The 25724-nt window shown below is 66.0% G+C and carries 23 protein-coding genes and 1 tRNA gene; 11 read left to right on the forward strand and 13 right to left on the reverse strand.

Going from position 1 to position 25724, the window contains the following annotated elements; genetic code table 11:
* Positions 1-7 precede the first annotated feature (7 nt).
* From ACP97_RS10890 to aglM, 5 genes are all read right to left on the reverse strand, one after another.
* Positions 8-1075: a saccharopine dehydrogenase family protein gene (locus tag ACP97_RS10890; protein WP_049997840.1), complete on the reverse strand. Its 1068-nt coding sequence runs from the start codon at positions 1073-1075 to the stop codon at positions 8-10.
* A 158-nt stretch (positions 1076-1233) separates the two neighbouring features.
* Positions 1234-1306, reverse strand: a tRNA-Pro gene (locus ACP97_RS10895).
* Positions 1307-1347: 41 nt separating this feature from the next.
* Positions 1348-1764 (reverse strand): EamA family transporter, encoded by a 417-nt coding sequence (locus tag ACP97_RS10900; protein WP_154019997.1) that lies wholly within the window; start codon positions 1762-1764, stop codon positions 1348-1350.
* A gap of 49 nt (positions 1765-1813) precedes the next feature.
* On the reverse strand, positions 1814-2401 hold the full coding sequence (trmY, locus tag ACP97_RS10905; RefSeq protein ID WP_049997842.1) for a tRNA (pseudouridine(54)-N(1))-methyltransferase TrmY: 588 nt from the start codon (positions 2399-2401) through the stop codon (positions 1814-1816).
* A gap of 37 nt (positions 2402-2438) precedes the next feature.
* Positions 2439-3734 carry a UDP-glucose 6-dehydrogenase AglM gene (gene aglM / locus ACP97_RS10910; protein ID WP_049997843.1) on the reverse strand — a complete coding sequence of 432 codons (1296 nt, stop codon included), beginning with the start codon at positions 3732-3734 and terminating at the stop codon, positions 2439-2441.
* A gap of 88 nt (positions 3735-3822) precedes the next feature.
* Between aglM and ACP97_RS10915 the strand changes: the two genes are divergently transcribed.
* From ACP97_RS10915 to ACP97_RS10935, 5 genes are all read left to right on the forward strand, one after another.
* Complete coding sequence (locus ACP97_RS10915; protein ID WP_049997844.1) at positions 3823-4623, forward strand: N-acyl homoserine lactonase family protein; 801 nt, start codon at positions 3823-3825, stop codon at positions 4621-4623.
* A complete protein-coding gene (locus tag ACP97_RS10920; protein ID WP_049997845.1) occupies positions 4620-5933 on the forward strand; it encodes a hydroxyacid-oxoacid transhydrogenase in 1314 nt (437 codons plus the stop codon). Before ACP97_RS10915 ends, ACP97_RS10920 begins: the two co-directional genes overlap by 4 nt.
* Before the next feature lie 180 nt (positions 5934-6113).
* The gene (locus ACP97_RS10925; RefSeq protein WP_049998487.1) at positions 6114-6956 is read left to right on the forward strand and encodes a helix-turn-helix transcriptional regulator; all 843 of its coding nucleotides are present in this window, start codon (positions 6114-6116) and stop codon (positions 6954-6956) included.
* 109 nt (positions 6957-7065) lie between these two features.
* A complete protein-coding gene (locus ACP97_RS10930) occupies positions 7066-7449 on the forward strand; it encodes a cupin domain-containing protein (RefSeq protein ID WP_049997846.1) in 384 nt (127 codons plus the stop codon).
* 195 nt (positions 7450-7644) lie between these two features.
* Positions 7645-9042, forward strand: coding sequence for an FAD-binding oxidoreductase (locus ACP97_RS10935; RefSeq protein ID WP_049997847.1), 1398 nt, complete (start codon positions 7645-7647; stop codon positions 9040-9042).
* Positions 9043-9066: 24 nt separating this feature from the next.
* Here ACP97_RS10935 and ACP97_RS10940 read toward each other — a convergent pair whose 3' ends face one another.
* Positions 9067-10755 carry an acyl-CoA synthetase gene (locus tag ACP97_RS10940; RefSeq protein WP_049997848.1) on the reverse strand — a complete coding sequence of 563 codons (1689 nt, stop codon included), beginning with the start codon at positions 10753-10755 and terminating at the stop codon, positions 9067-9069.
* Positions 10756-10870: 115 nt separating this feature from the next.
* Between ACP97_RS10940 and aglF the strand changes: the two genes are divergently transcribed.
* Positions 10871-11644 (forward strand): UTP--glucose-1-phosphate uridylyltransferase AglF, encoded by a 774-nt coding sequence (gene aglF / locus ACP97_RS10945; protein WP_049997849.1) that lies wholly within the window; start codon positions 10871-10873, stop codon positions 11642-11644.
* On the opposite strand, the gene ACP97_RS10950 is transcribed toward aglF, so the two are convergent.
* From ACP97_RS10950 to ACP97_RS10970, 5 genes are all read right to left on the reverse strand, one after another.
* Positions 11645-12613: an NAD-dependent epimerase/dehydratase family protein gene (locus tag ACP97_RS10950; RefSeq protein WP_049997850.1), complete on the reverse strand. Its 969-nt coding sequence runs from the start codon at positions 12611-12613 to the stop codon at positions 11645-11647.
* A complete protein-coding gene (locus tag ACP97_RS10955; protein WP_049997851.1) occupies positions 12610-13536 on the reverse strand; it encodes an NAD-dependent epimerase/dehydratase family protein in 927 nt (308 codons plus the stop codon). The genes ACP97_RS10950 and ACP97_RS10955 overlap by 4 nt, the downstream gene beginning before the upstream one ends.
* A complete protein-coding gene (locus ACP97_RS10960) occupies positions 13533-14699 on the reverse strand; it encodes an NAD-dependent epimerase/dehydratase family protein (RefSeq protein ID WP_049997852.1) in 1167 nt (388 codons plus the stop codon). The genes ACP97_RS10955 and ACP97_RS10960 overlap by 4 nt, the downstream gene beginning before the upstream one ends.
* A gap of 151 nt (positions 14700-14850) precedes the next feature.
* A complete protein-coding gene (gene glmS, locus ACP97_RS10965) occupies positions 14851-16638 on the reverse strand; it encodes a glutamine--fructose-6-phosphate transaminase (isomerizing) (RefSeq protein ID WP_049997853.1) in 1788 nt (595 codons plus the stop codon).
* Complete coding sequence (locus tag ACP97_RS10970) at positions 16638-17837, reverse strand: sugar phosphate nucleotidyltransferase (RefSeq protein WP_049997854.1); 1200 nt, start codon at positions 17835-17837, stop codon at positions 16638-16640. The genes glmS and ACP97_RS10970 overlap by 1 nt, the downstream gene beginning before the upstream one ends.
* Positions 17838-17941: 104 nt before the next feature.
* Here ACP97_RS10970 and ACP97_RS10975 point away from each other — a divergent pair, with 104 nt between their 5' ends.
* Positions 17942-19450: a lipopolysaccharide biosynthesis protein gene (locus tag ACP97_RS10975; protein WP_049997855.1), complete on the forward strand. Its 1509-nt coding sequence runs from the start codon at positions 17942-17944 to the stop codon at positions 19448-19450.
* A gap of 1 nt (position 19451) precedes the next feature.
* Here ACP97_RS10975 and ACP97_RS10980 read toward each other — a convergent pair whose 3' ends face one another.
* Positions 19452-21044 carry an aldehyde dehydrogenase family protein gene (locus ACP97_RS10980; RefSeq protein ID WP_237561151.1) on the reverse strand — a complete coding sequence of 531 codons (1593 nt, stop codon included), beginning with the start codon at positions 21042-21044 and terminating at the stop codon, positions 19452-19454.
* 79 nt (positions 21045-21123) lie between these two features.
* Here ACP97_RS10980 and ACP97_RS10985 point away from each other — a divergent pair, with 79 nt between their 5' ends.
* From ACP97_RS10985 to rnhB, 3 genes are all read left to right on the forward strand, one after another.
* On the forward strand, positions 21124-22431 hold the full coding sequence (locus ACP97_RS10985; protein ID WP_049998488.1) for a tRNA pseudouridine(54/55) synthase Pus10: 1308 nt from the start codon (positions 21124-21126) through the stop codon (positions 22429-22431).
* A 72-nt stretch (positions 22432-22503) separates the two neighbouring features.
* Positions 22504-22866 (forward strand): VOC family protein, encoded by a 363-nt coding sequence (locus tag ACP97_RS10990; protein WP_049997857.1) that lies wholly within the window; start codon positions 22504-22506, stop codon positions 22864-22866.
* Positions 22863-23534 (forward strand): ribonuclease HII, encoded by a 672-nt coding sequence (gene rnhB / locus ACP97_RS10995; RefSeq protein ID WP_049997858.1) that lies wholly within the window; start codon positions 22863-22865, stop codon positions 23532-23534. Before ACP97_RS10990 ends, rnhB begins: the two co-directional genes overlap by 4 nt.
* 71 nt (positions 23535-23605) lie before the next feature.
* Here the strand turns inward: rnhB and ACP97_RS11000 are convergent, their stop codons facing one another.
* Positions 23606-24463, reverse strand: a complete 858-nt coding sequence (locus ACP97_RS11000; RefSeq protein WP_049997859.1) for an SDR family NAD(P)-dependent oxidoreductase — start codon at positions 24461-24463, stop codon at positions 23606-23608.
* A gap of 77 nt (positions 24464-24540) precedes the next feature.
* Here ACP97_RS11000 and ahbB point away from each other — a divergent pair, with 77 nt between their 5' ends.
* Positions 24541-25581 (forward strand): siroheme decarboxylase subunit beta, encoded by a 1041-nt coding sequence (gene ahbB, locus ACP97_RS11005; protein ID WP_049997860.1) that lies wholly within the window; start codon positions 24541-24543, stop codon positions 25579-25581.
* The last annotated feature ends 143 nt before the right edge of the window (positions 25582-25724 follow it).

Here is a 25724-nt window from a genome sequence, read left to right on the forward strand (position 1 = left end):
CGGATGGTCATTGCTCGATACCCGGTACGTCCTCGCGTTCGACGCCGTCGAAGTCGAGCACGAACTCCGGACCGAACGCGGCGGCCGGCGTCTGAAAGCCAGCCCCGACCGCGCCGTCGAGTACGCGCCGGGCGATTTCGGTCGCGGTTCGTGCGGTGAACTCGTAGGTATCCGGTGTTTGGAGGCGAGCGGCGGCGCGCTCGCCCGCGCCGTTCTCGACTGCGCCCCAGACCCGCGTGGTGCTCCGGGCGCGCTCGTCGGCGGTCGGGCCGCTGACTGCCGCGTCGACGGCCCCGTTCAGCAGTCGTTGGACCGGCGCGGTACCGAGTAGGGGTGTCAGAACTCCCGTCTTCTTCATCACCGATGCGGCGTACTTCGGGACCGTCGCGTAGGTCTCGACGTTCGGAATGCCGGTCGTGTAGTACGCCGTCGCAACGTCGCCCCACGGGATCGTCACTGCCGTACTCGCACCGCCGCCGAGGTCGATCTTCCGAACCTTCCACGCCGGCGGCACGGTCTCGATCGCGCCGTCGATGCGCGCCGCACCGCCGTGCGAGAGTCCCTCAACGACCGACTTCAGAGTACCCGGCGAGAAGGTTCCCAATCCATCGATGGCGAGGCTGAGCCGCTCGGCGTCGGGAAGTTGCGTGTGGAGATACGCCGCGAGACAGTCCGTGGGCACCACGTCGAAGCCAACGCCCGGCAGCAACGTCACGCCGGCCTTCTCGGCGTCGCGGTCGCGCTCGGCGGTGGCCTCGAACGCACCGATTTCGCCCGTGATGTCGAGGTAGTCCGTCCCGCTCTCGATGGACGCAGTCACGAGCGGGTCGGCCGTGGCCGAAAAGGGTCCCGCACAGTTCAACACCGCGTCGAACTCCTCGATGTGCGATGCGACGACCGACGGATGGTCGAGGCTAAACACGCGATGGTCGAGCCCCCGGTCGGTCGCCTGTCGTTCGACCGGTTCGGCACGCCGGCCGGCGAGTGTCGGTTCCAGTCCCGCTTCGTCGGCGGTTTCGGTGATGAGCGCGCCCGTGTAGCCGTACGAGCCGTAGATGAGCAGGTCGTCTCCCATGCGCCGCTGTTGGGCGGGGATATGCAAAACTCACGGGGTAGCGCACACGGACTGACGGCGAGCGGAGCGAGCGTCGGACGGAGTACGCGCTATCTTTGGTCCAGATTTTCCCCTGAGAGAAGCGCGTCGCTGCGCGAGGTGCAAAATGGTGGGATGAATGGGCCGGCGCGAATTCGAATCGCGGTTACGGCCACCCGAAGGCCGAAGGATACCAAGCTACCCCACCGGCCCGCACTCGGTGTCAGGGTCACGGGCGTGTTAACCCTTCCGTTCTACCCAGTCGCGGTGAGATAGACCGCGACGACCGCGAGCGCGATGCCCGCTCCCTTCTGGAGCGTCAGCGAATCGTCGAGAAAGAGCACGCTCAGCAGCGAACTCCCGACGAGGAACATCCCGTAGACGGGTGTGACGACGCTCACCGGGCCGGTCGCGAGCGCGCGGTAGTACGCGAGGATACCGACTGCAAGAAACACGCCCGCACCGACCATGTAGAGAGCGGTTCTGCCGGCGAAGTACGTCGCCACCGACTCGTTTTCGTAGATCGTGAGACCGACTGCCGAGACGAGGAGGATGCCGTTGGCGACCATCGCGACCACGCTCGACGGCGCGTTGTCCATCGCGAGCGACGCCAACGGGGTGAAGATGCTGTAGCCGACGAGCGCGACGAGCGCCCAGCCCAGATAGTGCATACCCCTCCGATTCACCCGAGCCATACATATCCTTCAGCCGCGGCAATCGTCAGTAGCGCACGAACCCACCGGTGTCGAGCCAGTTGTGCGCGACCGTGATGGCGTGGTCGGCGTGGAGCCGTTCCGGACCGAGGCGCACGCGCCGGTCGGCCCACTCGGCCAGCAGCTCCGCCTCGCGTTCAGTGAAATCCCGATGATCCGACAGCACGAACGCCGGCTCCGCGGGCGGTTCGGTCTCCACGACCGATTCGCCCTCCTCGTGGAGTTCGAGCAGTGTCCCATCGAGTTCGTCGAGCACACCCTCGAACCCGCGCCGCGAGATCGACACGCCGGGCGAGCTTTCGGCGGCCATGTGGCCGATCGCGCCGTCCTTCTCGTCGAGCGCGCCCCGAATCAGCGCGGCCGTCGAGCGCTCGTCGGGGTTGAGGTTTCTGAGTTCGGATCCCTCGAAGCGCACGGTGAACTCGTCCTGCAGAACGAGCCAGACGCGGACTTCCTCGCGGATCGCGTGTGAGAGACAGAACGCCGAGTTCACACAGCGACAGAGCACGTCCAGTCGCCCCGCCCCCGTGAGATCGTCGAGCGAGAAATCGGCGGCGAGCGGCACTTCGTGACCGAGAACGACGAACTGGCGCATGGCGCGACTCACCGCTCGATCGGAATAGCGCCGTCGATCACCAGGTCAGCCCCTCGTATGTCATTCCGTCTCGGGAATCGACGATGCGCCGGCCGTCGACCACGATCTGCTGCTCCATGTCGTCGAATTCACCGTCGAGCGCCGCGAACTCGTCCCAGTCGGTGACGACGAGCGCGCCGTGGGCGTCGGTGAGCGCCGCCCCGGCCGACTCGACGTACTCGACGTCGGGGAACTTCTCGGCCATCGCGTCGCTGGCGACCGGATCGTAGGCGGCGACCTCGGCCCCACGGTCTAGCAGTTCGTCGATGACGAGCGTCGCGCGCGACCCGCGGATGTCGTCCGTGCCCGGCTTGAATGCGAGACCGAGCACAGCGATCCGTCGGTCCTCGACGTCGATGTGCCGTTCGAGCAGTTCGAGCATCCGTCGGGGCTGGCCGTCGTTGACCGCGACCACGCTGTCGAGCAGTTCGGGAGTGTAACCCGCCTCGCGGCCCGCCGCCCGGAGGGCGTCGGTGTCCTTCGGGAAACACGAGCCGCCCCACCCCACACCGGAGCGGAGGAACTGCGAACTGATGCGCTCGTCGAGACCGATGGCCTCCGCCACCTCGTAGGAGTCGACGCCGAACTCCTTGCAGAGGTTGCCGAGTTCGTTGATGAGGCTGATCTTCCCGGCCAGAAAGACGTTGTTGGCGTATTTGACCATCATCGCCTCGCGCCGGCCGGTCTCGACGATGGGGATACCGTCGTTGTCGGCGACGAGCGGCTCGTACAGTTCGTCGAGACGATCGAGTGCGCGCTCGTCCTCGGCTCCGAAGACGAGTTTGTCGGGCCCCATGAAGTCGGCGACCGCCGACCCCTGACTCTGGAACTCGGGATTGACCGCGACGCCGAACTCCTGTCCTGCTTTCTTCCCCGAGACTTCTTCGAGCAACGGTTCGAGCCGTTCCTCGACGGTGCCGGGGATCACCGTGCTCTTGACGACCACGAGGTGGTAGCCCTCCTTCTCGGCGAGCGCCTCGCCCACGTCGCGCGTGCCGGCTTCGAGCGCACCGAGGTCGATGCTGCCGTCCTCGCGCGAGGGCGTCTGGAGCGCGAGAAAGGTGATGTCGGTCTCACGGAGGGCGGCGTGGTCGGTCGTCGCAGTCAGTTTCGTGCCGGCGTGGGTTTCGACCAGTTCGGCGAGGCCCGGTTCGTGGATCGGCGTCTCGCCGGCGTTGATGGTGTCGACGATATCGGTATCGATATCGATGGCGGTCACACGATGTCCGAGGTCGGCGAGACACGCTGCAACCGTCGTTCCCACGTAGCCGCTGCCGACGACGCTCACGTTCATACACCCCGTTCCCCGGCGGCCGCTTTGAGGATTGGGGTGTTCTCGTGTGGGGCAAACAGTAATGAGGGTTTGTTCTGTATCGTGAGATATGGTGGATGCTACCATCGACGTCGTCGACCGTGGCGTGCTCGAAACTGACCTGAACTACCTCGTCGAGGGCAACACGCTCGGCAGCCACGACGAACCGAACCCCGACACCGACTACGTCGAAATCCCCGTCCCGAACTTCGTCATCGACCATCCCGAAGGCACCATCCTCTGGGACACCGGCTCGCATCACGAGGCCGGCGAGGGCCACTGGCCCGACGGACTCGTCCAAGCCTTCTATCCGAAGGACGCCCACGAACACCGCCTCGACGACGACCTGGAGGACGCGGGCTACTCCATCGACGAGATCGACTGCGTGTTCCAGAGCCATCTCCACCTCGACCACGCGGGCGGCCTCGAGTTCTTCGACGGGACGGATACTCCCATATTCGTCCACGAAGAGGAACTCAAATTCGCCTACTACAGCGCGAAATCCTCGGAGGGGAGTGCGGCCTACGTCCTCGACGACTTCGACCACGATCTCAACTGGCAGGTGCTCCACCGTGAGGAGGAGACCCACTTTACGGATGTCGAGTTCATCCGCCTGCCCGGTCACACGCCAGGAATGACCGGCACGATGATCCATCTCGACGACGCTACCGTGGTCTTCGCCGGTGACGAGATCTACATGTCCGAAAACTACGACGACGAGATCCCGCTGGGCGCGGGCTTGCTCTGGAGCCACCGTCACTGGTTCCGGAGCATGAAGCTCCTGAAGGAACTCGAACGCCGCCACGACGCCGACATCGTCTACGGCCACGACCCCGACCAGTTCGCGGCCATCCAGGACGGGTGGTCATGAGCTACGACCGCTCGGTGTCGGCTCCCGAGCACACGATGGAGCCGGAGACGGTCTGGCACCTCCAGATGCCCCAGATCAGGTTCGGCCGGAACGCCGTCGGTGAACTCGGCTATCAACTCCGTGACCTCGGCGTCGCCGAGAACGCCCACGGACTGGTCATCACCGACCAGAACCTCACCGACCTCGGCCACGCCGAGCGCGTGACCGACGAACTCCACGACGCCGGCTTCGAGACCGACACCTACGACGACGTCGAGCGCGAACCGTCCATCGCCGACATCGACGATTGCCTCTCGTTCGTCCGTGACGAGCAGGGTGAGGGGGGCTACGATTTCTACGTGGGATTCGGCGGCGGGAGCTGCATGGACACGGCGAAGGCGACCCGTGCGGTCATCGAAAACGGCGGCGGAGCGCTCGATTACGTCGCCGAACCCACGGGCGAGGGCGAGACGCTCACCGAATCGAACGTGCCCCTGATACTGATGCCGACGACTGCGGGCACAGGAGCCGAAACCTCGCCGGTGGCGATACTTTCCGTCGAGGAAAAGGAGGTCAAAGAGGGGATTTCGAGCAATCACGTCCGGGCGGACGCCGCCGTCTTGGACCCCACCTTCACGACGACCCTTCCCCCGGACATCACGGCGAAGACGGCGATGGACGCGCTCGGCCACGCCATCGAGGGCTACACGACGCACGAGTTCGACAGCCTCCTGCACGCGGGCGACCCGGCCTCGCGACCCACCTACGCCGGCCGCACGCCCGTCACGAACCAGTTCTCGGAGGCCGCGATCGACCTGCTCTCCTCGAACGTTCGACAGGTCGTGAACAACGGCGACGACATCGAGGCCCGCTCGGCGATGTTGCAAGGGGCGCTGTTCGGCGCGATTGCAGGGCTTACGGCGGGCGCGACGCTCTGTCACGCGATGGCCTACCCGGTTGGCAATAGCTACCATACCTTCCACGGCGAGACCATCGCGGTGCTCACGCCCGCGAGCACGCTCGGCTACAACGCCGCGAGCAACCCCGAACGGTTCGCGCGTCTCGCCGAGATGCTCGGGGCCGACACGTCGGGGATGAGCACCCGCGACGCGGCGATGGAAGCCAAATCGGAGTATATCCGCCTCCAGCGCGACCTGAACGTGCTGCCGAGTGGACTCGCCGACCTCGCGGGCATCACCGAGGACGACCTCAACTGGCTCGCCGAACAGACCACCGAAACCCAGCAGCGACTGCTCCGGACGAACCCGCGGCCCGTGACGACCGAGGACGTCCACGACATCTTCGCCGACGCACTCCACAACTGGGAGTAGCTCTCGAGTGTCCGTGCGACGCGGTTCGTTTTCCTCCTCGTCGATCACACCGCCACGAAATCGCTCGATGTCTTCGACCCGAACGTTCTCGTGCCGTGATTGTGGTCGGTGGCTCCCAGAGATTGTACACGAAAGTATATGTAGTTTGGAGAACATCTAGGCGGGATGACTATGAGTTCGATGATCAACGACGCCGACGGACGATCGCCGCGCGAGGATGTCGAGTTCCTCGCGCGCTCGGCCCACCGCGTCGGCGTGCTCGGCAGGCTGGCCGACCGACCCCACGAGCGGGTCGAACTACGCGAGGCCACAGGTGCATCCTCACCCACGCTCGGGCGCGTGCTCGGCGATTTCGAGGGACGGCGCTGGGTCGTCCGGCAGGGCCACCGATACGAGCTCACGCCGCTTGGGGAGTTCGTCGCCGACCGTTTCGAGGACCTCCTCGACGCGATGACGACCGAACGAAAGCTCCGGGACGTCTGGCGATGGCTACCACGCGAGATGGAGGGGTTCTCGGTCGAACTGTTCGCCGATGCGGTCGTTTCGTATCCCGGCCCTCGCTACCCCTACGAACCGGTCGAGCGCGTCACGCACCTGATAGAGCGAACGGACGCGATGTTCGGCTTCGGCACCACCGTCTTCAAGACCATCAACGTCGAGGCGGTCTGTGAGGGTGTGCTCGACGATATGACGTACGAGTACATCTACTCGCCCGACGTGTTGGAGGCGACCGTCGCCTGTGCTCCCGAGCGGGTCGCCGCCGCGGCCGCGCGCGATAATTGTACTATTCTCGTCCACGACGCGCTGCCCGACGAGGACCGCTGTGGTCTCGGCATCTTCGACGACTGTATGGGGATCTGCTGTCACGACTCGGCAACGGGGATGCTGGAAGCCATCGTCGACACTGAATCGGCCGCCGCACGCGAGTGGGCCGTCTCAGTCTACGACCGCTATCGGGCCGAGGCCAGACCGCTCGACCCCAAGGAGGCAGAGGCGCTCGTTTCGTCACACCTCGCCTCGTGAACGACGCGAGGGTGGCCCCGTGCCCGATCGGCGGTTTCACGCCGTGAAATATTTCACTAGAAATCTATACTTCATCCCCGAGTCTATCCGTGTGTGGAGGAGATGACCAATGCGACAAGCGAACGAAGAGATACCGACCAAGATCGACATCCCGAACGCCGTCGTACAGCAACAGACGGGGTTCGGCGATGCGAGCGAGTACGGCGAAATGGCCGCGGAATATTTCCGTATCACCGGCGGGACCGATATCTCGCCACTACTCGAAGGACTGCCGGACGACCTGTGTCAGGTTCCACACTGGGGCTACATCGTCGATGGAGCCATCAACGTCCGCTACACCGACGGCACCGAAGAGGACAGTACGGCCGGTGAGTTCGTCTACTGGCCGCCGGGACACACCGTTCGGGCCGACGAGGACTCGGAGCTTCTCCTGTTCAGTCCGAACGAACACGAAGCCGTCTTCGACCACATGCTGGAGAAGATGAACGAGTAGTCCCCGGTCAGCAACACCTCTTTTTCGATCGATGCCGAACGGCTACCCTAACAACTGATGCCGGCTCGTTTGCCTGTATTACCCACCGAGATCGTGGCCTCTCACAGAGACGAGCGTTTTCACACCGTGAAACATTTCACTAGGAATCTATACTTTCCGCCGACGAGTAGTCACTTCTCGTTGGAGGTACCAGCGATGGCAACAGAGCGACACCGACTGGACGAAACGGCAGTGAACGAGTTCGACGAGGGGTTCCGCGGGGAGGTCATCGGGCAGAAGGCGGCGGGATACGACGACGCGCGCGTGATATACAACGCGATGATCGACAAGCGCCCGGCGCTCATCGCGCGGTGTGTCGACGTCGCAGACGTGGTGGCGGCCGTGAACTTCGGCCGCGAGCACGACCTCGACATCGCGGTTCGCAGCGGCGGCCACAACGGTCCGGGTCTCGCGCTGGTCGACGACGGCATCGTCGTCGACCTCTCCGAGATGACCGGCGTCCACGTCGATCCGGAGGCGAAGACCGCACGGGTCGAACCCGGCTGCACGTGGGGTGACGTCGACCACGCGACCCACGCCTTCGGGCTGGCGACCGTCAGTGGAATTATCTCCACGACCGGCGTCGGCGGTCTGACGCTGGGTGGTGGGCACGGCTACCTCACCCGAAAACACGGGTTGACCATCGACAACCTACTCTCGGCGGACGTCGTACTGGCCGACGGACGGCTGGTCCACGCGAGCGCCGATGAACACGAGGACCTGTTCTGGGCGCTGCGCGGCGGCGGTGGCAACTTCGGCGTGGTCACCTCCTTCGAGTTTCGACTTCACGAGGTCGAAACGGTGGTCGCCGGACCGCTGTTCTGGCCGATCGAGGAACTCGAATCGACCATGCGCTGGTATCGTGACTGGCTCGCCCAGACACCGGAGGACGTCTACGCCTTCTATCTCGTCGCCGAGGTGCCGGGCGATCCGTTCCCGCCGGAGATCCACGGCGAGAACATCTGCGGGCTAGTGTGGTGTTATCTGGGACCGGAAGACGACATCGACGAGATACTTCAGCCGGCACGCGAGGTCGCAGAGCCGCTGTTCGAACACGTCGGCGCGATGCCCTACACGGCGCTCCAGGGGTTGTTCGACGGTCTCTACCCGCCCGGCGACCAGTGGTACTGGAAGGGCAACTTCGTCGATGAACTGACCGACGACGCCATCGCCGAACACGAGCGCTTCGCCGCGGTGCCGACACCACAGTCGACGATGCATCTCTATCCCATCGACGGTGCCGTCCACGACGTCGCCTCCGACGCGACGGCGTGGAACAGGCGCGACGCCAACTGGTCGATGGTCATCGCGGGCGTCGCCCCGGACCCCGACGAGCGAGAGACCATCACCGACTGGGCCCGCGACTACTGGGAAGCACTACACACCCATTCGGCCAGCGGCGCGTACGTCAACTTCCTGATGGAGGAGGGCGAAGAGCGGATTCGGGCCACCTACGGCGACAACTACGAGCGCCTCCAAGCGGTCAAAGCCGAGTACGACCCCGAGAACGTCTTTCACGTGAACCAGAACGTGAAGCCCGCACCGGTCGAGTGACCGCCCGTCCGGGAGACCGCTCGTTCAGGCGTGTTCCCCGATGTTCTCGCTGTCGCGGAGGCTCGCCCGCCTGACCTTCCCGGTCTCGGTCTTCGGCAACTCCTCGACGAACGCCACTTCGCGTGGATACTCGTAGGCCGCGAGGCGCTCTTTGACGTGTGTCTGTAGCTCCTCGCGGAGTGCCGCCGACGGTTCGTGGCCGTCGGCGAGCACCACGAACGCCTTCGGGATCTCGCCGCGCTCGTCGTCGGGCACGCCGATGACCGCTCCGTCGGCGACCGCCGTGTGGCCTGCGAGGCTCTCTTCGACCTCCTCCGGGCCGATGCGATAGCCCGCCGAGATGATGACGTCGTCCTTCCGGCTCTTGAACGTCACGTACCCCTCGGCATCCATCGATCCCAGATCCTCGGTGAGCAGCCAACCATTGCGGACTTTCCGGTCAGTGCGCTCTGGCTTGCCCCAGTATTCCTTGAAACACACCGGGTTGCCGTCGTATCGAACGGCGATTTCGCCCGTATCACCGGTCTCGACGGTGGCTTCGGCGGTTTCGGGGTCGACGATTGCGACCTCCATGCCGGGGGCGGCCCGCCCCATCTTGCCCTCGCGGAACTCGGTCAGAACTGTGCAGTCGCCGATAGTGAGGTTCGCCTCCGTCTGTCCATATCCCTCGTGGACCGCCGCGCCGGCGAAGGTCTCTTCGGCCCAGTCGACGATGGACTGACCGAGCGACTCGCCGCCGCTGGCGATGGTCCGCAAGTCGGCGACGTCGTACTCGGGTGATTCGACCTGCATCATCATCCGAAGCGCGGTCGGCGGCGCGAAGTAGTTCGTCACCTCGTACTTCTCGATCAGTTCGAACGCTTTCTCGGCGTCGAACGGTCCGCCGGCGTAGGCGAGTACGGGTTTTCCGTAGTAGAGCGCCGGAAAGAGCACGTCGAACAGCGAGGCGACCCACGCCCACTCCGAGGGCGTCCAGAAGACGTCCGCATCGTTCAGTTCCACGTTGCAGAAGGTGGTGAGAAAGAGCGGGAGGTGGCCCAGGAGGACGCGATGGGCGTGGCGCACGCCCTTCGGTTCGCCGGTCGTCCCCGAGGTGTAGATGACGATGGCGTCGTCTTCGGCTTCCGTCTCCCGGGTCTCGAACTCGCTCGAAATGCCGTCGATGGCGTCCCAGAGGTCGGTTTCGTTCTTCTCGGCTGTGGCGTCCACCGTGACGACCGTCGCCAGCGAATCGCACTCGTCGCGTACCTCGCGCAGCGCATCGACGTTCGATCCGTCGGCGATACACGCCACCGCACCGCTGTCGCCGAGGCGATAGGAAAGCGCGTCGGGCCCGAAGAGCGTGCTCAGCGGGACCGATACCGCGCCGAGTTTCCACGCCGCGACGTGGGCGAAGACGGTTTCGGGCTTCTGTGGGGCGTTCACGCCCACCCGGTCGCCGCGCTCGACACCCTGTTCGTGGAGGTAGTTCGCCAGCCGGTTCGAGATGTCTCGTAACTCGTCGAAGGTGTACGACCGCTCCTCGCCGGCCTCGGTCTCGGCGTACAGTGCCACTCTGTCCTCTCCGGCCCATCGGTCACAGAGATAGCTCGCCATGTTGAATGTGTGAGGGATCTCCCACTCGAAGTCGTCGTGGAGTCGGTCGTAGCTCTCCCAGTCGTCCTCGTAGAAGTGATAGGCGGCGAGGCGTTCCGTGTCGGATTCGTTGGTCATCGGTATCGATCCCCATAGCAGTACGGCTGGGGACGTCATAAAACTCCGTGCCGGTCGCTCCTCGACGTCACCGGATGACGACAGACTCTTGAGACGCCGCGCGCGTTGTAGGTCCATGAAAGCCGTCGTGCTGGCCGCCGGCGAGGGCACGCGCCTCCGGCCGCTGACCGAGGAGAAACCGAAGGGGATGGTCGAAGTCGACGGTAAACCCATCCTCACGCACTGTTTCGAGCAGTTGGCCGAACTCGGCGCGACCGAACTGCTCGTCGTCGTCGGCTATCGCAAGGAGGCCATCATCGAACACTACGGCGACGAGTTCGAGGGCGTACCCATCACCTACACCCACCAGCGCGAGCAGGCCGGCCTCGCCCACGCCCTCCTGACCGTCGAGGAGCACATCGACGAGGACTTCATGCTCATCCTCGGCGACAACATCTTCAACGCGAATCTCACCGACGTCGTCGACCGCCAGCGCGAGGACCGCGCCGACGCCGCCTTCCTCGTCGAGGAAGTGCCGATGGAGGAGGCCAACCGGTATGGCGTCTGTGACACCAACGACTACGGCGAGGTCACCGACGTCATCGAAAAACCCGACGACCCACCGACGAACCTCGTGCTCACGGGCTTCTATACCTTCACACCCGCCATCTTCCACGCCTGCCACCTCGTCCAGCCCTCCGCCCGCGGCGAGTACGAACTCTCGGAGGCCGTCGACCTGCTCCTGCGCTCGGGCCGGACCATCGACGCCGTGCGGATGGACGGCTGGCGCATCGACGTCGGTTATCCAGAAGACAGGGACGAAGCCGAACGCAGACTCCAAGCCGCACGTGGCGACCTCGAATCGGAAGGCGAGGCGAGCGCCGACGCCGCCGTGGACGCCGAAGAGTAGCTACGTCTGCAACCGCTCTCGTACCGTGTCTTCGAGCGAGTGCTCGACGCTCCAGCCGAGTGTTTCGCGGGTGCGCGTCGTATCGACCGGGAACCGATCGACCAGCGTCTCGCCCGAGCGTGGGTTTTCCACCAATTCGACGTCCACCTCGACGTCGCGCTCCTCGCTCGCGACGCGGGCGACGAGTTCGGCGATTGCCATCACGCTCGGGTCCTCGTCGCTCCCGAGTTCGTACTTTTCGACGCCTGTGTCGCCGGCGGCGAGCTGGTCGACCATCCGCTCGGCGCTCCTGACGTACGCCCGGGCGACGTCCTCCACGTGGATGTAGTTGCGCGACTGACTGCCCGGTTCGTACACAGTCAGGGTCTCGCCGGCGAGCGCGCGGTCGAGGAAGAAGTTCGTGACGGTGCCCTTCGAGACGCGCTCGCCGTCGATTTCGTGGTCACCGTAGAGGTTCGACTTCAAGAAGAGGTGTGCTGGGAACGTCCCGTCGGCGAGGTCCTCGATGGCGTGCTCGTTCAGCAGTTTGGTCCGACCGTACCAGTTGAGCGGATTTCGAGAATGGTCGACGGTGATGGGGAACGCTTCAGGGTCGCCGACGGTCGCCATGCTGAACGGAAAGACCAGTCCTGTACCCGTCTTCCGACAGTACCACGCCACGTTCTCGGTGCCCTGTACGTTGACCTCGTAGGCGAGGTCCTGGCGATTTTCGCAGTCGGGAACCCCCGAAAGTGCGGCCAGATGCATCACGATGTCCGCGCCCGCGAATGCTTCTTCGACCCGCCCTCGGTCGCGCACGTCGACGTGCTCGACGGTCACGTCGCCGATCGCCCGAACGTCGCCCAGATAGAAATTGTCGAGCGCCGTCACCTCCCAGTCGGGGTAGGCAGCAGTGAGCTTGTCGACCACGCAACTGCCGATGTAGCCCGCCGCGCCGGTCACGGCGATAGTGGGGATATCGGCCGTCATCCGCGGAACCTCCGGGCGAGATCGTCGACGCCCTCGCGGAGGGTGGTCTCGGGGTCGAAGCCCGTCTCGCCCACACGGTCGAAGTTCACGTGATAGGACGGTCCGGGGTGTTCGTCTTCGAGGTATGTCACGTCGACTGCATCGATTGCCTCGCTAATGAGTGTGGCGACGTCCTCGATCCGGTAGTTCTCGTCGTTCGCACCGACGTTGTAGACGGGTTCCGACCAGCTTTCCGGTTCGAGCGCCGCCGCGCGGTAGGCACGTGCGGCATCCCGAACGTGGATGAAGGGTCGCCAGTTCGAACCGTCGCCGTAGACGGTGAGCGGTCGGCCGGTGAGCGCGCGGAAGACGAACTGGTTGACGACGAGATTGAACCGGATGCCCGGTGCGTCGCCGTAGACGGTGCTCAGGCGCAGCGCCGTCCCGCTCATCCCGTGCTCGTCGGCGTACTCGGCGAGGAGCTTCTCGGATTCGTGTTTGGTCTCGGCGTAGGGATTGATCGGGTCCGGGTCGGTCTCCTCGTCGATGTCGGTGCTCGTCGCTCGTCCATAAATATTGCACGAGGAGGCGAGCACGGTGCGTGTGACACCCGTCTTTCCGGCGGCGGTCAGCACGTTTCGGGTCCCCTCCAGATTGGTCGCGTAGGTCTGCTCGCGGCGGTCGTGGGTGCTGTCCGCGCCGGTGATGGCCGCCAGATGGACGACCGTATCGACGTCTCTGACGGCGCTCTCGACGTCGCCGTACTCGCGGACGTCGCCCTGCCGGAACTCGCACTCCTCGACACAGCCCATCAGGTTCCGTGGCGACCCGGTCGAGAGGTCGTCGAGCACCACCGTTCGATTCACGCGATCGTCGTCGACCAAGAGGGGCACGAGCGCGCTGCCGATGTAGCCACAGCCGCCGGTGACGAGCAGGTCGGTCACGATTCGAGGACGTCCGGCAGGAAGCGGTCCTCGTGGGCCGCGATGACCGCTTTTCGATCGGTCATCGCGTCGAGCACCTCACCGATCCCCGCTTCGAAATCGACCGACCCGCCGCCGATGAGCGCGTCGTATCGCTCATGGTCGATCTCCATCCGGTGGGTCTCGTCCTCGTCGCGCGGGTTCTCGATGTGCTCGACAGCGACGTCGAGACCGTGCTCGTCGCCGACCGCCGCGATGGTCTCGGCGATCTCGACGATGCTGATGGCTCGGGTGACCTGATTGTAGACGGTGTGGGAATCGGGCCGGTCGTCGGGGTCGCCGAGTGCGAGGCGGGCGAGGCCCTCGACGGCGTCTTCCAAACTGACGAACGGCTTTCGCTGCTCGCCCTTGCCATACACAGTCAGGGGATAGCCCGCGACCGCTTGCGCCGCGAACCGGTGGGCGACCACGCCGAAGTAGTAGTCGAAGTCCAATCTCGTATGCAGTCGGTCGTCGGCACGCGTCTCGTCGGTGCCGGCTCCATAGACGATGGCCGTCCGCACGTCGCTGATGGGGATGTCGAACTGGCTGTGGGCCAGTCGGAGGTTGGCCGCGTCGTGGCTTTTCGTGAGGTGATACCACGAACCGGCCATCGCGGGGAAGGGGACCGCATCGTGCTCGCCCTCGTGTTCCATCGTCGCACCGCCCTCCGGAATCGGAAATCCGGGCGCGCCGTACACGCCGGTGGTGGTGGTCTCGATGAAATGGGTATCTGTGAAGCCGGCTTCGTGCAGACCCCACACCAGATTTCGCGTCGCCTGCAGGTTGTTGTGCTGGGTCTCGTTGGCGCGCTCGCCGTTGATCTGTGAGTAGGGTGCGGAAGGCTGGGCGGCGGTGTGGACGATTGCTCGCGGCTCGTGGACCGCGAGCAGCCGGTCCACGAACGCTCGGTCCGTGAGGTCGCCCTCGACAAAGGAGAGATTCGTGTAGCCCTGCTCCTCGGCGGCCGCCAGCCGGTCGTCCATCGAGGCGACCGCCGTGGCACTCGTCGCGCCGACGGAGGCGACCCACTCGCGGCGGGCGAAGTTGTCGACACAGAGCACCCGCTCGTCGGTTCGGTCGGCGATTCTGAGCGCGGTCGGCCAGCCGACGTAGCCGTCGGCCCCGGTGACGATGATGGTCATGAGTTACTCGCTGTCCGAGTAACCGAGCGGGTCGGCAAAAACGTTTGCCGTTCTCTCGCTTGCCACCGACGCTCGATAGTTCGGCTCCCGGAGGCGAGAGAAACGACTGTCACGGGCGGCTGAACGAGCGAAAAGGGTGACTGGGCGAACGCTATTCGACGGTCACACTTTTAGCGAGATTGCGGGGTTTGTCGATGGAGCGGCCGAGCTGGTCGGCGGTGTGGTAGGCCAGCAGTTGGAGCTGGACGTTGGCGAGGACGGCGGCGGTCCGGGGATGGGTTTCGGGGATCTCGAGTACGTGGTCGGCGTAGCGCTCGACGTCCGACTGCCCATCGGTGACGGCGATGACGGGCGCGTCGCGTGCCTCGACTTCCTTGACGTTGCCCACCGTCTTGCGCGCGAGTTCGCCGTCGCCGGTGGTGATGGCGACCACGGGCGTGTTGTCGGTCACGAGCGCGAGCGGGCCGTGTTTGAGTTCGCCCGCCGCAAAGCCCTCGGCGTGGCGGTAGGTGATCTCCTTGAGTTTGAGCGCGCCTTCGAGCGCCACCGGATAGTTCAGCCCGCGCCCGATGAAGAAGTACGCATTCGCGTCGAGATACGCCTCCGCGACCGCCTCGGCGGTCGAGTCGTCGATGACCTCTTGGACTGTGCTCGGAAGGTCACGCAGCGCGCCGAGCGTCTCGCGGTCGTGGTCGTCGGTGGCCGCGAGCGCGAAGAGGTTGAGCGCCGCCAGTTGGGAGGCGAAGGTCTTCGAGGCCGCGACGCCGATCTCGGGCCCCGCGCGTATGTAGAGGGTGTGGTCGCACTCGCGGGCAACCGTCGACCCCACCACATTCGTGAGCGCGAGCGTGCGCGCGCCGCGTCGCTGTGCCTCCCGGAGTGCGCTCAACGTGTCGGCGGTCTCGCCACTTTGAGTGACGCCAACGACGAGCGAATCGCCCAACGGCGGCGGCGAGGTGACGTACTCGCTTCCCAGAAACGCCTGAGCAGGGATGCCCGCCTCGCGGAACAGCTCCGCACCGTACAGCGCCGCGTGATAGGAGGTGCCACAGGCGACGAACTGCACGCTCTGCGGGCTGACGCCAGCGAGTTCCTCCAGTTCGACCTGCCCGCCGAGTTCGTCGACGCGCCCGCGCAGACACTGCCGGAGCGCGCGCGGTTGCTCGTGGATCTCCTTCAGCATGAAGTGGTCGTACCCACTCTTGCCCGTCTCCTCGGCGTCCCACTCGACCGTGTTGACGGTCTTTGTGACCGGCTCGCCGTCGACCGTCGAGACCGCCCAGCCCTCGCCGTCGATGCGTGCGACCTCGCCGTCCTCCAGATAGACCACGCGGTCGGTGAAGTGGCGGAAGGCGGGCACGTCGCTCGCGAGATAGGTCGCGCCGTCGTCGATGCCGAGCACTAATGGTGAGTCCTGTCTGGCACAGAACACCGCGTCGCTCCCCGCAAAGACGGCCGCGATGGCGTAGCTGCCCTCGATGCGCTCGGTCGCCGCGCGGAAGGCTTCTTCGTGACTCGCGCCGTCGGCGAGCGCCGACTCGATGAGGTGGGGCACCACTTCGGTGTCGGTGTCGCTCAGGAACTCGTGGCCCGCCGCCGTGAGTTCGTCCCTGATCTCCTGGAAGTTCTCGATGATACCGTTGTGGATGACCGCGACCTCGCCCTCGCAGTCGGCGTGTGGGTGGGAGTTGCGGTCGCTCGGCGGGCCGTGCGTGCTCCAGCGGGTGTGGCCGATGCCGACGTGACCGGAGAGCGTCGTGTCTTCGAGCGCCGCTTCGAGGTTTTTGAGTTCGCCCTCACGCTTTTCGATTTCGACGGTGCCGTTGGCGAGCGCGACGCCCGCCGAGTCGTACCCGCGGTATTCGAGCTTCGAGAGACCGTGCATCAGCACGTCCAGCGTCTCGTCGGGCCGGCCGACGCAGCCCACGATGCCACACATCAGCCCATCACCTCCGCGTCGGCGGGTATCTCGCCGCGCGCTCGCACGCCCGCGTGCAGTCGTGCGCCCGGACCGACCAGCGTGCCGGGTTCGAGCGTGACCCCACCTCCGGTGTCGACCCGGTCGGCGACGACCGCCCCGAGCGAGCGGTCCTCGTGGATGCGCGTTCCCACCCGGACGTCGGTCTGGCCGCCGGGCACGAGCGTGTCCGCCCCGAGGGTCACGTCCTGGCCGGCAATGCAGTCGAGTATCGTACTGCCCGGTCCGACGCGCGTGTCGCTATCGAGTACCGTGCGCGCGACGGTCGCGTTCGCCTCGACTGTGACGTTGCGTCCGAGCGCGACGTCCGGACCCACCACCGCACCGGGACCCACTTCGCAGTCCGGACCGACGACCACGGGAGCCTGTAGTGTCGCCGCCTCGTGGACGAGCGACGAGTCGTCGACCCAGACGCCCTGTTCGCGCGCCGGTTCGTCCACACGACCCCGTGCGAGGATTTCTTGAGTCACGGTCAGGAGGTCCCACGGGTAGGTGGCGTGTGGCGAGAGACCCTCGACGCGCACCCCACGGATGTCCTCGCCCGCGTCGATGAGCTGGGCGAGCGTGTCGGGCAGTTGGAGTTCGCCGTCGCGGCGGTCGGTCTCCTCGATGGCGTCGAAGATCGTGGTTCGAAAGGCGTAGACGCCGGCGTTGATGAGGCGATACTCGTCGGAATCGGGTTTCTCGACGATCTCGTCGATGCGGCCCTCGCGGAGGTCGACCGCTCCATACCTACTCACGTCGCGGTGTTCGAGCACGCCGAGCGTGGCGGCGGATGCGGGGTGGTTCTCGAACTCGGCGACGACGTCGGTGACCAGCCCGGCGTCGAGGACCCGGTCGCCGTTGACGAGCAAGAACGGCTCGTCGATGACCGAGCGCGCCTGCAGGAGGGCGTGGCCGCTGCCGAGCTGTTTGTCCTGGATCACGTAGTCGAGGGGCGTGTCGCGGTAGGTCGGTCCGAAGTGTTCCTGGACGCGGTCGCGCTTGTAGCCGATGACCACGGTGATCTCCTCGATGCCGGCGTCGATGAGGGCGTCGAAGACGTAGCCGAGGATCGGCCGGTTCGCCGCGGGCAACATCGGTTTGGGACGGTTGTGCGTCAGCGGGCGGAGGCGGTTTCCCTCCCCGGCCGCGAGGACGACGGCGGTGCGAACGCTCATTGAGTATCTGTCCACGGCGAGCGATTTCAACGTTCTGGCTGGCCGCTCGGGCTGGCACGAAACGACTCCGACGACGCTTTGAGGACCGCCCCGGAATCGCCGCCGTGTCCATCGGCAGCGTCGTCGCCGCCGTCCGGCGTCTGCTCGCGCCGGGCGGGGACCTCACCGAACGCGCGGTCACCAGCGGCGTCTGGGTCGCGCTCACGAACGTCGTCGACCGCGTGCTCCAGCTCGCGATGGTGCTGTTGGTCGCGCGCCTCATCGGTCCCGGCTCCTATGGGGTGATGGCGCTCGCACTGGTGGTGATGAGTGCGCTGACCCAGCTCTCCCGGTTGGGCATCGACGCCGCGCTCATCCAGCGCGAGGAGAGCGATGTGGATGCCTATCTCGACACGGCGTGGATGATGCAGAACGCGCGCGGGCTGGTTGTCGCGGCGGTACTGTTCGCCAGCGCGCCGGTGCTGGCCGGCTTCTTCGACGAGTCCCAACTCACGCCCGTCCTGCGCGTGCTCGCGCTCTCGCCGCTGCTGTCCGGTCTCCAAAATCCCGGACTGCTCTATCTCAAGAAGGACCTCCGCTTCGACAAGCAGTTCGTCTACACCATCGCGGGCACCGTTCTGTACGTCGCGGTCGCGCTGGCCGTCGCGCTCGTCACCAGGTCCGTGTGGGCGCTCGTCTTCGGACTGGTCGCCAGCGATTTCGCTCGACTCGTGGTCTCCTATCTCATCGTCGACTACCGGCCGCGACCCCGCTTCGACGTCGACCACGCGCGCGAACTGTTCGGCTACGGCAAGTGGATCTTCGCTTCCGGCGTCGTCCTCTTTCTCATCATGGAGGGCGACGACGCCTTCGTCGGCTGGTATCTCGGGACCGCCGTCGTCGGTCTCTATCAACTGGCCTACCGCGTCTCGAACGCGCCCGCGACCGAGGTCACTCAGACCATCTCCAGCGTGGTCTTTCCGACGTATGCGAAGATGCAGAGTGACGACCGCCAACTCAGGGATGGCTTCTTCAAGACCGTTCAGCTCACGACGTTCGTCTCCTTCCCGATCGCGGTCGGCATCGCCGCCGTCGCGCCGACGTTCGTCGATACGTTCCTCACCGAGCAGTGGGACGCGATGGTCCCCATGATCCAGCTGCTCGCCGCGTGGGGGCTGCTGCGCTCGCTGGGTGCGACCACCGGCCCGCTCTTTCAGGCCATCGGCAAACCCGACGTCCCCACCAAGATCCAGTTCGGAAAGTTACTGATTATCGCGGCATTCATCTACCCCGCGACGGCGCGCTACGGCGCGGTCGGCACGGGACTGGTCATCGTTGGCAACTCGCTCGTGTTCTCCGAGCCGGTCGCGACGTATCTGGCGACGCGAGCGGTCGACGGCTCGTATGCGCGACTCCTTCGCCTCGTCGCCTACCCGGCCCTCGCCAGCGCCCCGATGGGGCTGGCCGTCGTCGGCGTCCACCGCGCGGGCGTCGCCACGGGCGTCGTCGAGTTCGTTCTGTTAGTGCTCGTCGGCGTCGCCGTCTACGCCGCGCTCACGCTCGCGCTCGAACGTTTTTCGAACTACGACAGCGTGGCGCTCTGCCGGCGGCTGGCCACGACCGTCCTCTCGTGACTCAGCCCATCCGCGGCAGCCCGCCGAAGTTCAGCATTACCGACTTCGTCTGGGTGTACTCCTCGTAGGTTTCCTCCGAGAGTTCGCGCCCGAGCCCCGACCGCTTGTAGCCACCGTGGGGAACGGGTTCGAAGAGGTCGTTGTAGGTGTTCACCCACACCGTGCCGGCGTCGAGTTCCTCGGCGACCCCGTGGGCGGTTTCGAGGTTCTCGGTCCAGACCCCCGATGCCAGCCCGTACTGGGTCTCGTTCGCCCGTGCGAGCATCTCGTCTTCGTCCTCCCAGCGAAGCACCGACAGCACTGGCCCGAAGACCTCCTCGCAGGCCACGGTGTGGTCGTTTGTGACATCCTCGATGATGGTCGGCTCGACGAAGGGCGCGCCCTCCAGATCGGCGTCGTCGGGTGCGCCACCGCCGTACCTGACCGTCGCGCCCTCGGCCTTCGCGGTCTCGACGTACGAGAGCACCTCCTCGCGGTGGTCGGCGTCCACGAGCGGTCCCATGTCGGTCCGGCCTTCGAGCGGGTCGCCCACGGTGAGACCGGCGGTGCGCTCCTCGAACAGTTCCATGAACTCCTCGTAAACGTCCTCGTGGAGGAACATTCTCGAGCCCGCGGTACACTGCTCGCCCTGATTGAACCAGATGCTGATGACCGCTCCCTCGACCGCTTTCTCCAGATCGGCGTCGGGATAGACGATGTTCGGACTCTTCCCACCGAGTTCGAGCGACACGGGCGTGATGGTCTCGGCGGCGTTTTTCATGACGTGTTCGCCGGCCCGCGTCGAACCGGTGAGCGAGAGTTTGTCGATGTCGTGGTGGGAAGTGATGGCGTCACCGACCTCGCTGCCGGCACCCGTCACGACGTTCACGGTGCCTGAGGGCAGTACCCCGTCGACGATTTTGGCGATTTCGAGCGTCGAGAGCGCCGCGCGCGAGGAGGGTTTGAACACCACAGTGTTGCCGGCGGCGAGCGCGGGGGCCATCTTCCAGCCGACGAACATCGCGGGGAAGTTCCACGCGCTGATCTGGCCCACCACCCCGTGTGGCTCCTGTTTGGTGTAGGCGAGTTTGTCCGATCCCATCGGCGGGAGTCGGCCCTCCGATTCGGTGCGCGCGAGACTCGCAAAGAACCGGAACTGCTCAACCATGATGGTCGCGTCCACGAACGCCGAGTGCTGGTTGGCCTTGCCCATCTCCAGACTGTCGATGCGGGCGATGCGGAGCTTTTCGTCCTCCAGTTCGTCGGCCACCTCCAACAAAAGATCCGAGCGCTGACGCGGCGATTTCTGACTCCACGTGCCCTCGAAGGCCTCACGCGCGCTCGCCACCGCCCGGTCGACGTCCGCGGGTGTACCGCGCTGGAAGTCGGCAAGCGCTTCGCCCGTGGTGGCGTCGGTCGCGGTCATCGTTTCGGTACTCTCCGATTCGACCCACTCGCCGTCGATGAGGTGGCCGTATTCGTCCTCGGAAATCGCGCTTTCTGCCGTGTTGCGATGCTTCTCGACGATTTCCTCACTCACTCGACCGTCGTCGGTGTATTCCTCTTGCATGGTGTGGCTGACTGTCGTGCCCGTCAACCGGTCCCGTTCCAGCATAACAGTTCTCACGGCTATGCACGGTGGTTTAGGACCCGCGAATCACAACACGTGAGTGTCCAGCGCACGTTTCGAGTTCATGTCCATCCTCGACGACGCGCGGGCCGTCATCGACAGCGGCCCCGTCTGTGATTGCTGCCTCGGGCGCGTCTTCGCCGACCGGAGCTTCGGTCTCACGAACGACGCGCGCGGCCGTGCGCTCCGAACCACGGTCGCGCTCGACGCGGACGAACCGTTCGAGGAATCCGACGAGTGCTGGGTCTGTGAGGGCGAGTGCAACCGCTTCGACGCATGGGCCGAGCGCGCGGTCGACGCGCTCGAGGGCGTCGAGTTCGAGACCTATCAGGTCGGCACGCGCGTCCCGCCGCTGATCGAGGAGAACGACCGCCTGCTCCGCGAGGACAGCGGCTTGCCCACCGACGCCGGCGAGTCGTTCAAATCGGAACTGAACCGCGAGGTCGGCAAGCGCGTCGGCGAGCGCACGGGGACGGAAGTCGACTTCGAGCGCCCGGACGTGCTCGCGCTCGTCAACCTCGACCGCGGCGACGTCGACGTGCAGGTGAACCCGGCGTTCGTCTACGGTCGGTATCGAAAACTCGACCGCGGGATTCCACAGACAGAGTGGCCCTGCCGAGAGTGTGGCGGCAGCGGCAAACAATTGGCTGCGGACGGCGGCGAGGAGTCCTGTGACTACTGCGGCGGCAGCGGCTACCTCTACGCCGAGAGCGTCGAGGAACTGACCGCGCCGGTCGTGAAGGAGGCGATGGACGGTGCCGAAGCAGTGTTTCACGGCGCAGGGCGCGAGGACGTCGACGCCAGAATGATGGGTACCGGCCGCCCCTTTGTGATCGAAGTCAAACACCCCCAACAACGGGCGGTCGACACCACGAAACTCGAAGCCGACGTCAACGAGTTCGCCGAGGGAACAGTTGAAATCGAGGGGTTGCGGCGCGCCACCCACGAGATGGTCGAGCGCGTGAAGGAACTCGACGCGCACAAGACCTACTCGATGAGCGTGGAGTTCGCCACACCGGTCGAGGAGGAAGTGTTCGACGAGGCACTCGACGCCCTCGACGGCGCGCGCATCGAACAGCACACCCCACAGCGGGTGGACCACCGGCGGGCGAGTCGCACCCGCGAGCGCGACGTCTACGAGATCGAAGGCGAACTCGACGACGCGCGCCACGCTACCGTCGAACTCCGCGGTGCCGGCGGTCTCTACGTCAAGGAGCTGATGAGCGGCGACGAAGGGCGGACGGAGCCGAGTCTCGCGGGCTTGGTGGGCGTCGACTGCGAGGTGACGGCCCTCGATGTGCTCGCCGTCGCGGGCGAGGACGAGCGGTTCGACCACCCGGACTATCTCGTCGAAAGCGAAGCGGACGAATAGCCCGCTTCGAGTTCCCTCGCGCCGCGCTCGCCCGACCACGGGAGTTATGGCGCTCCTCGCTGTCCCGTGGGCATGATCGACTGGCGACGGATCGACCACGTGCAGGTGACGATTCCATCGAACGCGATGGACGCGGCCCGCGAGTTCTACGGCGACGTGCTCGGTCTCACAGAACGCGACCAACCCGACTCGTTCGGCGAGGGTGACACCGCCTGGTTTCGCGCCGACGACGTCGAGATTCACCTCGCCGTCGAGCCATCGAGAGAGCGCTCGCGGCGACATCCCGCCTTCGAGGTCACGGACGTCGCCGCGGCACGCGCCCACCTCGAAGCCCACGACATCGAGACGGTCGAGGAGCCGAAGATCCCCGGCCGCGAGCGGTTTTCCTTCCGTGACCCGTTTGACAACCGCATCGAACTGCTCCAGCGAGCGTGACCGAGGACCGCTCGACTCCCGATGGCGAGACGGCCACGAAACGGTTCGGCGTCGACGAGGCGGGTCGCGGCCCCGTGCTGGGGTCGCTGTTCGTCGCATGCGTCAGCGCCGATCCAACTACTCTCCCCGCGGGTATCGACGATTCGAAGCGACTCACGTCGACTCGCCGCGAGGCGCTGGCCGCCGAACTGCGCGCCGACGAGCGCGTGTCGGTCGCCATCGTCGAAGTCACGTCCGAGGCGATCGACGACGGGAGCCTGAACGCGCTCACGGTCACGGCGATGGCCGACGCCATCGACCGCGTGGCCCCCGACTGTGCGGGCGTCGTGGACGCCTGCGACACCGACGCGGGGCGATTCGGCCGGCGAGTCGCGTCGGAAACCGCCTCCGAAGTCGAAATCGTGGCCGAACACGGAGCCGACGAGACACACGAGATCGTCGGCGCGGCGAGCATCGTGGCGAAGGTCGCCCGCGACGAACACGTCGCCGGATTCGCTGCCGAGCACGGGCCGGTGGGCAGCGGCTACCCGAGCGACGGGACCACCCGCGCATTCCTCCGGGAGTACGTCCGCGAACACGGCGACCTTCCGCCGTTCGCGCGCGTGTCGTGGCAGACGAGTCGGGACATCCTCGAAGCCGCCGATCAGTCGGCACTCGCGGATTTCTGAGTCACCGCCGGAGTACGACCCGCACCACCGCCGCGGTCAGTCGCAGGGCTGTTCGAGGGGAGAGTCGTGAGTTACGGCCAATCGGGGCCGACGTCGACGAGCGCGGCGCTCACGTTCCAGAGCTGTTCGCGCAGTCGGTCGTCGCCGACACGCGGGTCGGGGTCGGCCGGATCGCGGCCCTCGAAGTACGTGTGGGTGGTGTCGGGGTCGACGGCGAGATCGACGAGCGGGGCGGCGGCCGCCGGAACCGTGGTGCCGGCGATGGGAAGGCGTGCGGCGAGGGCCATGAACGTCCGGACGGGCAGCGCGGCGTGTCGGTAGAGGCCGCTGCCGGGCACGAACCCCGGATGGACGGCGTTGACGGGGAGGTCGACTCGCGCGGCGAGTTCGGTGGTGAAGAGCAGGTTCGCCAGTTTCGAGCGCGCGTAGGCCGCGAACGCCTCGTAGTCCGCTTCGAGCCGCAGGTCCGCGAAGTCGACCTCGCCGCGGCGGTGCACGGTCGAGGAGGTGTTCACGATGCGGGCGCCGGGAGTGTCGGCGAGGAGACCGAGCAGGTCGTGGGTGAGCAGGTACGGCGCGAGGTGGTTGACCGCGAGGGTCAGTTCGTGGCCGTCGGTCGTGAGCCGACGGGCGTCCTGCGAGCAGGCGGCGTTGTTCACGAGTACGTCGAGGCGGTCGTACCGGTTCCGGAACTCGTCGGCGAGCGCGCGTACGGTCGCCATCGACGCGAAATCCGCACGGAAGAGTTGCGCACTGCCGCCGGCCCGCTCGATTTCGGCGACGGTTTCCTCCCCGCGCTCGCGCGAGCGCCCGGTCACGACGACGTGCGCTCCACGAGCGCCGAGTCGGCGAGCCACTTCGCGCCCGATGCCACCCGTCGCGCCGGTGACGAGCGCGACCTGACCATCCATCGCCTCGGAATCGTTCATACCGATCGAGCGCGCGCAGCGGGCATAACGGCGACGGAACCGACAGACCGTAGTTCGCGCACACCGAAGGCTGGCCAATGAGTTCGCTGGCCGAGGACTGGCGGGCCGACCTCGATGCGGTCGACGGCCGCCTGATAGACGACTACCAGAGCGGGTTTCCGGTCGAGGAGCGGCCGTTCCGCGCGGTCGGCGCGGCGCTCGGCATCGACGAGGACGAGGCGCTCGCCCGCGTCGTGGCGCTCCGCGAACGAGGCATCTTCCGCCGGTTCGGCGCGGTGCTCAACCCGCCCGTCATCGGCTCCTCGACGCTCGCGGCGGTGCAGGCCCCCGAGGAGCGCTTTGCGGAGATCGCCGAGATCGTCAACGACCACCGCCAAGTGAACCACAACTACCGGCGCGACCACGACTGGAACATGTGGTTCGTCGTCACCGCCGGTTCGCGCGAGACGCGCGACGCGATCCTCGCCGACATCGAGGAGCGGACTGGATGTCCGGTCTTGAACCTTCCGATGCTGACTGATTTCTACATCAACCTCGAGTTCCCGGTCGTGAACGCCGACCGCTTCGCCCGCGAGTCGAGCGGCGGGGGCGAGGACGTGCGCGCGACCGCCATCAGCGAGTCCGCGACGGGTGACCTCTCGGCACTCGACGCGCGACTCCTGCTGGCCATCCAAGGTGGGTTCCCGCTGACGGCGACGCCCTACTGCGACATCGCCGCAGAACTCGATGCTTCGACCGACGCGGTGCTCGACGCCATCCACCGGTTGCGCGAGACGGGCTGTATCAAGCGCATCGGCTGCGTCGTCAACCACGTCGTTACGGGCTTCGACGCCAACTGCATGGTCGTCTGGGACGTGCCCGACGACGATCTCGATAGCCGCGGGACCGAGGTCGGCGCGCTGTCCTACGTGACGCTCTGCTATCACCGCCCGCGCAGACCCGAGCAGGGGTGGCCGTACAACCTGTTCACGATGATTCACGGCCGCGACGCCGACACGGTCGACGAGAAGATCGACGACCTCGCCGGCGAACACCTCCCTTACGCCCACGAACGGCTCTACTCGACGGAAACGCTGAAACAGACCGGCGCACAGTACGAAGAGTTGCTCGGGAACTGAATCGGTCGTTCGCCCCGTTTGGTGGCTGTTGCTTTTCGTCCGGATTTCGTGGAGTGGTTCGCGGAGCGAATCCGAGCCGAAAAAGCGGTGAGACGTGAGGCTTCACGGCGCTGTACGGGGTGATCACGGTGATCGAGCACCGC

It is taken from the genome of Halococcus sediminicola, from assembly GCF_000755245.1.
Lineage (GTDB): Archaea > Halobacteriota > Halobacteria > Halobacteriales > Halococcaceae > Halococcus > Halococcus sediminicola.

Bases quoted from the DNA above. Each gene is read 5' to 3' on its own strand.
- ACP97_RS10890 (WP_049997840.1), bottom strand. From the start codon at position 1,075: ATGGGAGACGACCTGCTCATCTACGGCTCGTACGGCTACACGGGCGCG.
- ACP97_RS10900 (WP_154019997.1), bottom strand. From the start codon at position 1,764: ATGCACTATCTGGGCTGGGCGCTCGTCGCGCTCGTCGGCTACAGCATC.
- trmY (WP_049997842.1), bottom strand. From the start codon at position 2,401: ATGCGCCAGTTCGTCGTTCTCGGTCACGAAGTGCCGCTCGCCGCCGAT.
- aglM (WP_049997843.1), bottom strand. From the start codon at position 3,734: ATGAACGTGAGCGTCGTCGGCAGCGGCTACGTGGGAACGACGGTTGCA.
- ACP97_RS10915 (WP_049997844.1), top strand. From the start codon at position 3,823: ATGGTGGATGCTACCATCGACGTCGTCGACCGTGGCGTGCTCGAAACT.
- ACP97_RS10920 (WP_049997845.1), top strand. From the start codon at position 4,620: ATGAGCTACGACCGCTCGGTGTCGGCTCCCGAGCACACGATGGAGCCG.
- ACP97_RS10925 (WP_049998487.1), top strand. From the start codon at position 6,114: ATGATCAACGACGCCGACGGACGATCGCCGCGCGAGGATGTCGAGTTC.
- ACP97_RS10930 (WP_049997846.1), top strand. From the start codon at position 7,066: ATGCGACAAGCGAACGAAGAGATACCGACCAAGATCGACATCCCGAAC.
- ACP97_RS10935 (WP_049997847.1), top strand. From the start codon at position 7,645: ATGGCAACAGAGCGACACCGACTGGACGAAACGGCAGTGAACGAGTTC.
- ACP97_RS10940 (WP_049997848.1), bottom strand. From the start codon at position 10,755: ATGACCAACGAATCCGACACGGAACGCCTCGCCGCCTATCACTTCTAC.
- aglF (WP_049997849.1), top strand. From the start codon at position 10,871: ATGAAAGCCGTCGTGCTGGCCGCCGGCGAGGGCACGCGCCTCCGGCCG.
- ACP97_RS10950 (WP_049997850.1), bottom strand. From the start codon at position 12,613: ATGACGGCCGATATCCCCACTATCGCCGTGACCGGCGCGGCGGGCTAC.
- ACP97_RS10960 (WP_049997852.1), bottom strand. From the start codon at position 14,699: ATGACCATCATCGTCACCGGGGCCGACGGCTACGTCGGCTGGCCGACC.
- glmS (WP_049997853.1), bottom strand. From the start codon at position 16,638: ATGTGTGGCATCGTGGGCTGCGTCGGCCGGCCCGACGAGACGCTGGAC.
- ACP97_RS10970 (WP_049997854.1), bottom strand. From the start codon at position 17,837: ATGAGCGTTCGCACCGCCGTCGTCCTCGCGGCCGGGGAGGGAAACCGC.
- ACP97_RS10980 (WP_237561151.1), bottom strand. From the start codon at position 21,044: ATGCTGGAACGGGACCGGTTGACGGGCACGACAGTCAGCCACACCATG.
- ACP97_RS10985 (WP_049998488.1), top strand. From the start codon at position 21,124: ATGTCCATCCTCGACGACGCGCGGGCCGTCATCGACAGCGGCCCCGTC.
- ACP97_RS10990 (WP_049997857.1), top strand. From the start codon at position 22,504: ATGATCGACTGGCGACGGATCGACCACGTGCAGGTGACGATTCCATCG.
- ACP97_RS11000 (WP_049997859.1), bottom strand. From the start codon at position 24,463: ATGAACGATTCCGAGGCGATGGATGGTCAGGTCGCGCTCGTCACCGGC.
- ahbB (WP_049997860.1), top strand. From the start codon at position 24,541: ATGAGTTCGCTGGCCGAGGACTGGCGGGCCGACCTCGATGCGGTCGAC.